The organism is Shewanella sp. SM23 (genome assembly GCF_025654295.1).
GTDB lineage: Bacteria > Pseudomonadota > Gammaproteobacteria > Enterobacterales > Shewanellaceae > Shewanella > Shewanella oncorhynchi.
The window spans coordinates 1-11,364 of the sequence record NZ_JAKKRM010000036.1 but is presented as its reverse complement, the minus strand read 5'-3'; the positions used below and the strand labels follow the sequence as shown (position 1 = coordinate 11,364).

The following is an 11,364-nucleotide window of genomic DNA, read 5'->3' as shown; positions in this document are numbered from 1 at the left end:
GTCCACCCCAATCAACTGAGTTTTCGAGATGCGGCGAGTTATATCATCTTCAAGTTGACACAACTGTCATCACAAACACCGGGGAATGTCCCGAGAGACGTATTGGATATAGAACGAAATGCACGGCAATTTAAGCTGGATGGTAAACGGGAAAGGGCATATCCACGAGTTCTTAAAATGAGCAAAAACAAGTTCCCGGTTAGACCAAAGAAAAATGCCGTTCACTCTTAAGTGAACGGCATTACTCAATAGAGGGCTTTTTAATGGTCAACTATAAAGAAACTTAATCGCTAAACCTTATCCTTTTGGATATGGGTGTGCTACGCCTTTATGGCAGTCAACACAGGTCTTTCTCGCGTCAGGTTCTTTCTTGAAGTTATTTGAGTGCATTCTTACAGCCATTTTACTCATAGTTTCTGGCTGATTCTCGTAAATACGAGTGTGGCAATGCTGACAGTTAGCAGAATCGTTCGCACGGAAATAGTTCAGCGCTTTATCCGCTTGTTCTTTACGATTTTCATCTAACCAGGCTTGAGTGTTAAAGCCATCAATTGTCATGAAACCATATAAATCTTTAGATACGATGATTTTTTTGATCAAATAATCGACTGGACCATGGGGTAAGTGACAGTCTTGACACTGAACCGTAATCCCCGCTTTGCCGCCGCCATGGGCAGAAGCCAACACTTCATCCTTCAGCGAATGATTGCTATGGCAAGACATACAGAACTCATCTGTACTGGTCGCGTGTAATGTTTGTTGAGTGGTAAAGTACCCCACAACACCCACTACAATACCGACGACCAGTAGCGCCAGGATTGAATATTTCGCGCTAGGTTTAAATAGTGCACGCCAGTTCATCACTCTATCTCCAAAATTGTCAAAATTAGTTTTTATAAGACTAGTTTATGCTCTTTCATTTATTAGAAATTTGATTTTAAGCCGAAATTTGCTGATTAAATTAACCTTAAAAGCGCAAAATGAGACTTAGCTCTAACTATTTGGACGTCATTTGGTAAAAACCGCTAGCTGAACTGTGATGCACTTTAACTAAAGCTAATGCAATCACCCGATAATCGCAAGTTACCGATTTTTTATAGTTAGGTTTTCCCTTGATAATCTAGAACTAGAAATTTATTTTCTAGAAAACAGAAATGTGATCACGCCAATGTTTATTGCACCTTAAGAGTGAAGCAGAAATAAATGGTAAAACGCAGGTAAGCCGAATAATACTGTTCGAAATGAAACTTTCTACGATCAATTTGAGTCTCTTAAAATACGCAGTCATATTCATGATAAGCCCGTTGAAGGCAAAACTTCGAGTCAGAAATTTTATTTGCTAATTTAGATTAATTAGATATTCAAATTGAGGCGTTAACTGAAATGTGAGTTAAATCATTACAGCTAAACATCGCTATGCTAGAATCGAGCAGTTCATCATTTGGAAGACTTATGCATCACACACTCGGTCGTTATTTTTTAGTCATATTCACTCTACTCGCACTCGTCGGGCAAAGTGTCGTGTCTAATGGTCACGCCATAGTGCCACACACCATGGATATGAGTGCGATGAATCATGAGGTTTCCTCCCAAATGCACCACGCTACAATGATGCAGATGGACACGGAGAACAGTTCTGACTCACATTCAATGGCCAACGCGGATTGCTGCAACGATAAAATGCTTCCCGGCGCGAAACAGCATTGCTGTGATGGCACCACATCATGTTCAAATGATTGTGGTCATTGTTTGACGATTTCAGTCGCTGGCACTCTATTTAGCCCACACCTCTGGCCAAGTGTGAGCATGAGCGATACTGCAATGGCCACTCCTATGCCTCATTTCCACTCTATATCTTTGTCTTCGGCCTTTAAACCACCGATAGCCTAGCCCTACTTTGTGCTTATTGGGCAAATCTGCCCTTAAAAAAGCCAAACGACCAAGCTAAAACGACAATGCTGTTAGCCCTAAGCTAACGCCCTATATAGCCGTTTATTGTGGTGCCTTATCATTAAATCGTGCACCCGAGTCTAGCAAAACGTTGATTACTGAGCCGAATGCCAAATTGTGGCATCAATCCGTCTATCGAAGCGAACCGCTTTGATCCACTGTGCTCACTGACGTTTATGCGCTCATATTCGGCCGTTAATCCGATGGAGTGAATAATATGAAAACACTAACTAATCTCGCCTTAATCGCATTCTTGCTGACCAGCACAAGCGTGTTTGCGACGGCCGCGCCGCACGCACATCAACACGACAATGCCAATCCACAGGAACAAGCCCATACCCATGTTTGCCCTATGCACCCTGAAGTGACTGGCAGCAAAGAGGATACTTGCCCTCAATGTGGTATGAACTTAGAGCCAAAGGCGGTAGAAGCAAAACCAGCTGAAGGTGCGGCAAAAAACGCCCACAAACACCACTAAGCTAGGCTGGAGATGAGGCATATGAATCCATTTAAAACCGTAAAAAAGCAAACCCCTAAAGCCGTACTGATCTTGAGTAGCTTACTCTTAGGTACGCCTTGGTTGAGCCATGCCCAACTGGCGAGCACACAAGAGCCCGTGGCGACCGAAGCTGCAGTAAATTCTGCAACAGCGCCTAAGAATAATCCGTTAAATCAAGTCAAAACCTACACTTGCCCTATGCATCCCGAAGTGCTCAGCCATGAGCCTGGTCGCTGCCCTAAGTGCAATATGTTTTTAGTTGAGAAACAAGATGCCGCGAACTCTGCGGCCGAGCATGCGCAGCATCAAGCCGCAGATCACCAAGCCTCTGAGCATGGGCAAACCTTGGCAGCGAAAGCTTCGAGTCAGGTATTCGACACCCCAACCCCTAAGGCCGACAGTTTAGTCAAAGCTCAAAACCACGTGACAACAATCAAGTACGTTTGCCCTATGCATGCTCACATCATCAGCGATGTGCCCGGCACTTGCCCTATCTGCGGCATGAACTTAGAAAAAGTCGAAACGGGCGGCAATACCCAAGAAATCAATATCAATGTTTCCGGCAGTATGCAGCAAGCGCTGGCACTCAAAGTCGCCAAGGTTGAACGCGACACACTGTGGAAATTTGTCGAAACCGTCGGTCAAATCGATTACGACGAAAGCCAGATCACCCATATCCATGCCCGTGTCACTGGTTGGATTGAAAAGCTCATGGTCAAATCCGTGGGCGACACTGTCAAGAAAGACCAACTGATCTACGAGATCTACTCTCCCGATTTAATTAACGCTCAAGATGACTACCTGCTCGCCATGGATACCGCCAAAGCAAACGGCCAAGGCCGCTACAAAGATTTGGTGCGCAATGCGGGTTTACGCTTATCTTTCCTCGGTTTTAACGACAGACAAATCAAACAATTAGCCGAGTCACATCAAACCCAGTATCGCGTACCTTTCTACGCCAAAGAGGATGGCATAGTTAAAGCCCTCGACGTTCGTGATGGCATGTACATTCAGCCTTCGACCGAAGTCATGTCCCTAGTGGATCTCTCTAAGGTATGGGTGATTGCCGATGTATTCGAGAATGAACAAAGCTGGATTGCTAAAGGTCAAAAGGCCGAAATTGCCGTTCCCGCCATGAATATCAGTGGCGTCGAAGGCACAATCGATTACATCTACCCTGAACTTGATCCTGTCACTCGCAGCCTGCGAGTACGAGTGGTGCTCAACAATAACGACGTCGATTTAAGACCTAAAACCCTCGCCAAAGTCTCACTATTTGGTGGCCCGAATAAAGATGTGCTCGTGATCCCGCAGGAAGCTTTAATCCAAACGGGTAAAGAAAACCGCGTAATCGTTAAGCAAAGCGACGACAGCTTTACTGCCAAGGCCGTAACCGTCGGCATGATGAGCCAAGGCAAGGCCGAGATTATTTCAGGCCTGAATGAAGGTGAACGTGTGGTGATTTCGGGGCAATTTTTACTCGACTCCGAGGCTAGCCTCAAGGGCAGTTTAATGCGTTTAAGCAGCGGTCATCAGCACTAGGAGCGCGTTATGTTGAAATATATTATCGAGGCGTCCATCAGGCAGCGATTTATGGTGTTGATTATCGCCATCATGATCACTGTTTGGGGCGTACAGGAGCTGCGAAAAACGCCGCTCGATGCGCTGCCGGATTTATCCGATGTGCAAGTGATCATTAAAACCCCTTATCCGGGTCAAGCGCCAAAATTGGTTGAAGAACAAGTGACTTATCCCTTGTCGACCGCCATGTTAGCCGTACCTGGTGCTAAAACCGTGCGTGGTTATTCCATGTTCGGCGACTCTTACGTGTATGTCATTTTTGAAGATGGCACCGACATTTACTGGGCTCGCTCACGGGTGCTTGAATACCTGAGTCAGATCAGCAGCCGTTTACCGCAAAATGTGCAACCTTCCCTCGGCCCCGATGCGTCTGGTGTCGGTTGGGTGTATGAATATGCGCTGGTCGATCGCTCCGGCAATTTAGATTTATCGCAACTCAAGAGTCTGCAGGATTGGTATCTCAAGCTAGAGCTGCAAAGCGTGGCAGGCGTGTCTGAAGTCGCCACCGTCGGCGGCATGGAGCAAACCTATCAGATAGTGCTTGAGCCCGACAAAATGGCGATCTATAAGCTCGATATCGCCACCATTAAACAAGCCATTGACAAAGCCAACAGCGAAGCTGGCGGCTCAGTGATCGAAATGGCCGAAGCCGAATACATGGTGCGCGCCAAAGGCTATCGCCAGACACTAGAGGATTTCCGTGAAATCCCCCTTGGTATCACCAGCCCTTCTGGTACAGGTTTATTACTCAAAGATGTCGCCACTGTGCGCAAAGGCCCAGCCTCACGCCGCGGTATAGCCGAACTCGACGGTGAAGGTGAAGTCGTTGGCGGAATTGTGGTGATGCGTTACGGCGAAAACGCCTTAGCGACGATAGATGCGGTGAAAGCTAAACTCGAAGAACTCAAAGCGGGCCTGCCCGATGGGGTTGAGATTATCCCAACCTACGACAGATCCCACTTGATTCTTAAGTCCGTCGACAACTTGTTTAGCAAGGTCGTCGAAGAAATGTTGGTGGTTGGCTTAGTCTGTCTGCTGTTTTTACTGCATGCCCGCTCCACACTCGTGGCCGTGATAACCCTGCCGCTATCCATCCTTATCGCTTTTATCGTGATGAATAAGATGGGTGTGAACGCCAATATCATGAGTCTTGGCGGCATCGCCATTGCTATCGGCGCCGTGGTGGATGGCGCGATTGTGATGATCGAAAACCTGCACAAGCATTTAGAACATTTCAAAGCCGAACATGATCGCGAGCCCGATACTAAGGAGCATTGGCGCATCGTCACCGAAGCGTCGATTGAAGTCGGCCCTGCGTTATTTTTCTCATTGATTATTATCACCTTAAGCTTTGTGCCTGTGTTCGCACTCGAAGCGCAGGAAGGTCGATTATTCGCGCCACTGGCCTACACTAAAACTTTCGCCATGGCAGCGGCGGCCTTTTTATCGATCACCTTAGTGCCGATTTTGATGGGTTACTTTATTCGCGGCAAAATTCCCAGCGAACGCAGCAATCCTCTCAGTCGCTTCTTGATCGCGCTTTACCAACCTTCGCTCAAACTGGTGCTTAAATTTCCTAAAGTCACCCTGATGTTAGCGTTAGTCGCGCTGGCCAGTGCTTGGTATCCCATGACCCGTATGGGTAGTGAGTTTATGCCCGCCCTTGAAGAAGGCGATTTGCTCTACATGCCAACGGCATTGCCCGGTATCAGTGCCAGTAAGGCCGCCGAAGTCTTGCAGCAAACCGACCGCTTGATTAAAACCGTGCCCGAAGTGGCCCGCGTGTTTGGCAAGGTAGGCCGCGCCGAAACCGCGACCGATCCCGCGCCGCTGACCATGCTTGAAACCACTATCATGCTCAAACCCCATGAGGAATGGCGTGAAGGCATGACCTTAGATGGCATCATTGCCCAACTACAGCAAACCGTCAAAGTACCAGGACTCACCAATGCGTGGGTACAACCCATCAAAACCCGTATTGACATGCTCTCGACGGGAATAAAAACCCCCGTCGGCATTAAGATCACTGGTGCCGATGTCAACGAGCTGCAAAGCATAGGAGCTAAGATAGAAGCCATTCTCAGCAAAGTGCCACACACAAAATCAGCTTATGCTGAACGCAGTGGTGGCGGGCGTTATATCGATATCACTCCCAAACTGGATGTCGCCGCACGTTACGGTATGTCACTGCAAGATATTCAAGATGTCGTGCGTTACGCCATTGGCGGTATGGATATTGGCGAGTCGGTACAAGGGGCTGAGCGCTATCCCATCAACCTACGTTATCCCCGTGAGCTACGCGATAATATCGAAAAGCTACGCGAACTCCCTGTGATCACTAAATCGGGAAATTATCTACCACTGCGAAATTTAGCGGATATAGAAATCACCGATGGCGCACCTATGCTCACCAGTGAAAACGGTCGCTTAATCTCTTGGGTGTTTATCGATATTGAAGGCACGTCTATCGGCGAATATATTACGACCGCCAAGCAAGCTTTAAATGCCGAACTCAAGGTGCCCCCGCGCTACAGCTACACTTTTGCAGGGCAGTACGAATATATGCAGCGGGTAGATGCAAAACTTAAGCAAGTGATCCCTATGGCATTAGCCGTCATCTTCATCCTGCTGATGATGACCTTTGGCTCCACCATTCAGGCCAGTATTATCATGCTCAGCCTCCCCTTCGCGTTGGTCGGCAGCACTTGGCTGTTATACCTACTGGATTACAACATCTCAGTGGCAGTCGCCGTCGGTATGATTGCCTTAGCGGGTGTCGCAGCCGAGTTTGGGGTAGTAATGCTGGTGTATCTCAATAACGCCATCAAGCACAGACAAGAGAAAGATAATTACCACAGCGTCAGCGACTTAAAAGAAGCGTTAATGGAAGGTGCCGTTATGCGGATCCGCCCCAAAGCCATGACAGTAGCGACCATCTTCTTCGGCCTACTCCCCATTATGTGGGGTGCAGGATCGGGTAACGATGTGATGCAGAAAATTGCCGCACCTATGGTCGGTGGTATGGTTACTGCCCCATTACTGTCACTGTTTGTACTACCCGCGCTTTATTTACTGATTTACTCGCGTAAATTAAAGAAAGACGCAGTTCAGTAATAACACATACATAAAAAAATCCCCCAAACCGAAATAGTCTGGGGGATTTTTTATTCAACGGTCTTTAAAGAGAGTTATTTATTCGTGCTAACAAACAAAGGGTTAGAATAGAACCACAGGTCGTTATAGTTACGATCATTAATCTTGTTATACCAAGCCTGAACCGATTCATCTTCGGCTTGATTAATCACAGCTGATTTTAAAGGATTACCTTTTTCCGTGAGATTAGCTTGGTTGTAATCTAGATTAGTCCCACGCAAACGGAAATATTGAGGCTTATCAGCAATAAAGCTGTAGCTCATGCTGTAGTAGCCATCAGCATCTTTTTGCCAATCAGCACTGGTAAAAGTCTTAACCACTAAGGTTGAATCGTTAGTTTCCTTTTCATATGCCGTTGTCCCCGCTTCAGCACGCGGACCCACATTACCCGCAATCAAGTCGATATGATGCACACCAGGGTTAACTCCCGCATAAATTTCATTACCGATATCTGATTCTTTATTATTCAAGGCCGGACTTTTAAAGCGAATAGTGAGCGTTAACTTGTCGCCCGCTTTCGCTACCAAGGTTTGCCCCATAGTGACACTATTCTTATTGCTACTTTCGAGCTTAAAATCCAAGGCATCAATCAAATCACCAAACACAGAGAAGCTATTACCTGATCGTAACCCCTTCAAAAGCGCCGTGGTATCTTGACCATCGACCCAAGTGTAGCTTTTCGCATATTCACCGGGATAATAACTACTTGCATAAGGTGGGCGCGTTTTGAAATGGATATCTGAGTTACCCATATTCCAGATCTGACGACCTTCGCCTAACAGCGCATCCCACCAACCGCCGACCTGCGCTACCACAGGGTCGACTCCACCATATACACCGCTACTGCGCTCAGCATAATCGCCGCGATTACCGCTAAATTGTCCGCCAACCAGACCTTCAACTAAAAAGAAGACATTGGGTGCAGCATCATTCAGTTCCCTTACATCTTTAATGGTATAGCTGGTTAAATAGCGACGAGGATGATTTAACATCCCATAGCTGCTATCGGGATAATGAGTCTCTAGCCATTTCAACGCCGCAACGGCATCATCATGAGTCTGGTTTTGACGGGTATAACCCGCAGCATTCCAAGCGGCGATATCTTGGGGATCAAAGTCTGCAATGTCATTTTTACTACTAAATCTGTACTCGAAGGTTTTAATCGCCGACAAGACTTTAGCTTCATCACCTAAAATACCGATATTAAAGTGCTCATGGGTTGGCATATCCCACTCGAAACTCGAATAGGCAATTTCGCCCTCATAGTTAGGCATGGCCTTTTTTAGACCAGGCATTTCATACTGAGTTAATGCGTCGTAATAAAGCAAACCACCTACGTCGTTATCATCATTATCTTGACTGTTATTACGCATATGATTCGATAAGGAAACATAGTCTAAACCGAAGTCATCAAAGGCCCACTTCAGAATATCAGACTGGGTTTCGCGAGCATCCTGCGAAACTGCGGTGTGTACATGTAAGTCACCTTTTAACCAACGCCCAGTTGGTTCAATCGGTATGGGATTAGTATCGTCAGAGTCAGAATTACAACCCGATAGCACCACAAGAGACGATAACAAAACAGCATTTAGATTGATTACCTTACGCACGAATAACCTCTTTATATTCACAAGTAGAAACCTGAATATAAGTCGAATACATGACACCATAATTACATGGGTATTCGCTATCCATAAAATAAGCCTCTAAGTTTATAGTGCTTATGTGTACCATTGACTCAGTGCCACACAGAATTGACTCAATTCACTGCCGTAGGAAGGATCCCATCACATGACCAAGTCATTTTGTTTAACCATCAGCCGGATATGGCCGCAAGCACTTTCCCTTAAAACCCCATCACGCGCATTACTTGCTGCATTCGGTTTATGCTCTGCGCTCATCATTACAGCACCCGCCTTTGCCGCACCCGCAACTGGTGAATTCGTTGCCGACAAACGCTGTGAGCTATTTCAATCGAAAAATAAGCAGACGAATCCAGACCAATGGCAGAGCAATATTGGTGAGCGCTACCCTGTACTTGAAATCCTCGGCAATAGCGCTAAACCTGATTGGCTAAGAGTGCGCACCAATGCGATGAAGTCTCCCATGCGTTGGATCAGCGGCGATTGTGGTCAATATCTATCTAATGTTGCTGGCAGTAATTTATCAACACCTGCAACGGCGGCGGAACCAGCGCAAACCACCACGGCATCGGACATCAAAGCAAAAAGCCGAGATAGCCTTAAAGAGCATGGTACCCCAGAGAAACGCCAAGGGAATCAATGTCAAATCGGTGGCGAATTCGATGCTAACATGCTCGCATTAAGCTGGCAAAGCACCTTTTGTGAACTCTATGGCCGCCGTAAAGCCGAATGCCGTGCCCTCAGCCAAACGCCAGAATCGAGCCAATGGCAACACTTCAGCCTGCACGGACTGTGGCCGAATAAACAACAATGCGGCACGCGATATGGTTATTGCAGCACAGTCAAACTGCAACCGAATGATTTCTGTACTTATCCAGAGTTTGAACTGAATCCATCGGTGCGCAAAAATTTAGAAGAAGTCATGCCAAGCGCCCAATATGGCACCTGTTTAGAACGCCACGAATGGTGGAAACACGGCACTTGCCGTAGCCAAGACCCTAACGAGTACTTTTTATTGGCAACCCAGCTGACCCAAGCGGTCAATGCCTCGGCATGGGTACAAAAATTTATTCATGACAACATAGGTAAGAGTGTCAGTAAAAGTGAGTTAAACCAAAGTTTTGATAGCAGCTTCGGTCAAGGTGCCCACACTAAAATGAGTCTTGAATGTGGCAAGGGATTACTGAGTGAAATCCGCATTAACTTGCCCGAAGTCATTAAAACTTCTGACTCCTTACCTAGCCTACTCGCCAAAGCCAATAAGGCCTCAAAAGGCTCCTGCCCTGAAACAATCATGATTGATAATGCTAATTAAAAAGATGGTTAGACGAATAAAAACGGCGATTTAGCGTCGCCGTTTTTAACCTTAATGACAGTCCTTAATATGGCAGTCACATCTGATTAAGCTTGATCACCGCAAAGGTAGCGCCTTGGGCGTCAGCAATGACAGAAAATCGTCCCACATCAGGGATATCACTAGGCGGAATGCACACTTGCGCACCTAAGGCTTGGGCCTTCTCAGCAAACACATCGCAATCCGCCACCACAAAATAGAGCAACCAGTGGGGAGAAATATCGCCCCATTCAGGCATTATCGTCATCATGCCGCTGATGGATTGACCATCAAGCTGCCATTCTGAGTATTCAATGTCAGGCATGTCACTTGGCATGTTGGTCCAAGGGAAAATTTTGCAGTAAAAGGCTTCTTCAGTACGCGGCTCTTTGCAAGCCAGCTCAACCCAGCAAAGGGTATTGAGTTCACCCTGACGGCGAGCACCTATGTGGTTCTTCGCTTGCCATAAGGCAAAGCGTGCGCCTTCAGGATCGCTCACCTGCGCCATCACGCCCGCATCACCCACAATATGCGGCCCCATGTGCACTTGGCCGCCCGCCGCTTGAATCGCTGCAATGCTGGCATCGATATCATCGACGGCAAAGTAGATACGCCAGTGGCTGGGGATATGTGCTTCTGACTCAGGGATTTGATACATGGCGCCTAAGTCATCTCCCGCTAAATTAAATAGCGAAAAGTGACCTTCAGGGATCGGCATTTCGACCGAGTTCCAACCAAATAACGCTTGGTAAAATGCTGTTGCTCCCTGCCAATCATGGCTTGCAAGCTCAACCCAACATGCATGTCCTTGTGCGTACTGAGTCATTTTCATTATCGGCTCCTTTGTTTTAACAATCATTCGAGTTAAGCCTGAGTTTGTATTTCTGTCCAGTATTCAGGTTAAAAAGATCTGTAAGACAAAACTCAACCGCTAAAGACAAAAAAGCCCTCACATGGAGTAATGCCGATCAGTTAAGACAGATCGCTTGACGATCTCGCTGAAAAGATCAAAATCCGATGACCTCATGTCATCGGATTTTTTTATGCAACTCTCAGAAGCACTCGCCCGTACTCATATTACCCGCCTAACCGAATTCACCTGCTTAGCAGATGTGTTAGAACCTGAGTTAATTCAATCTTGCCTAGACTCTCAGGGCGTTGCGACGTTAAGACGGCGTAAATTGCCGATGGACGCGATGATTTGG

General features: G+C 46.8%; 9 protein-coding genes and 1 pseudogene. 7 read left to right on the top strand and 3 right to left on the bottom strand.

All coding sequences use genetic code 11. The features are described 5' to 3' along the window. Positions 1–231: pseudogene (locus L5L98_RS21935) on the top strand (IS4 family transposase); the annotation flags it as partial. A gap of 66 nt (positions 232–297) precedes the next feature. Here L5L98_RS21935 and L5L98_RS21930 read toward each other — a convergent pair. Beyond that, positions 298–861, bottom strand: coding sequence for a NapC/NirT family cytochrome c (locus L5L98_RS21930; RefSeq protein ID WP_105250630.1), 564 nt, complete (start codon positions 859–861; stop codon positions 298–300). 591 nt (positions 862–1,452) lie between these two features. Here L5L98_RS21930 and L5L98_RS21925 point away from each other — a divergent pair. The 4 genes from L5L98_RS21925 to L5L98_RS21910 all read left to right on the top strand — a co-directional run bounded on the left by L5L98_RS21925 (position 1,453) and on the right by L5L98_RS21910 (position 7,144). Further along, positions 1,453–1,890 (top strand): hypothetical protein, encoded by a 438-nt coding sequence (locus L5L98_RS21925; RefSeq protein WP_251071133.1) that lies wholly within the window; start codon positions 1,453–1,455, stop codon positions 1,888–1,890. Between the two features lie 277 nt (positions 1,891–2,167). Further along, positions 2,168–2,428 (top strand): heavy metal-binding domain-containing protein, encoded by a 261-nt coding sequence (locus L5L98_RS21920; RefSeq protein ID WP_113940264.1) that lies wholly within the window; start codon positions 2,168–2,170, stop codon positions 2,426–2,428. A gap of 21 nt (positions 2,429–2,449) precedes the next feature. Next, positions 2,450–3,991, top strand: coding sequence for an efflux RND transporter periplasmic adaptor subunit (locus tag L5L98_RS21915; protein ID WP_263143529.1), 1,542 nt, complete (start codon positions 2,450–2,452; stop codon positions 3,989–3,991). A 9-nt stretch (positions 3,992–4,000) separates the two neighbouring features. Further along, entirely contained in the window at positions 4,001–7,144 is a 3,144-nt protein-coding gene (locus tag L5L98_RS21910; protein WP_263143527.1) for an efflux RND transporter permease subunit, read from the top strand. A 74-nt stretch (positions 7,145–7,218) separates the two neighbouring features. Here the strand turns inward: L5L98_RS21910 and L5L98_RS21905 are convergent, their stop codons facing one another. After that, positions 7,219–8,793, bottom strand: a complete 1,575-nt coding sequence (locus L5L98_RS21905) for a hypothetical protein (protein WP_263143525.1) — start codon at positions 8,791–8,793, stop codon at positions 7,219–7,221. Positions 8,794–8,974: 181 nt separating this feature from the next. Between L5L98_RS21905 and L5L98_RS21900 the strand changes: the two genes are divergently transcribed. Further along, complete coding sequence (locus tag L5L98_RS21900) at positions 8,975–10,141, top strand: ribonuclease T2 (RefSeq protein WP_263143523.1); 1,167 nt, start codon at positions 8,975–8,977, stop codon at positions 10,139–10,141. 76 nt (positions 10,142–10,217) lie between these two features. Here the strand turns inward: L5L98_RS21900 and L5L98_RS21895 are convergent, their stop codons facing one another. Then, on the bottom strand, positions 10,218–10,991 hold the full coding sequence (locus L5L98_RS21895) for a VOC family protein (RefSeq protein WP_263143521.1): 774 nt from the start codon (positions 10,989–10,991) through the stop codon (positions 10,218–10,220). Positions 10,992–11,184: 193 nt separating this feature from the next. Between L5L98_RS21895 and L5L98_RS21890 the strand changes: the two genes are divergently transcribed. After that, a partial coding sequence (locus L5L98_RS21890; RefSeq protein ID WP_263142523.1) for a transposase domain-containing protein occupies positions 11,185–11,364 on the top strand: 180 nt, incomplete at its 3' end.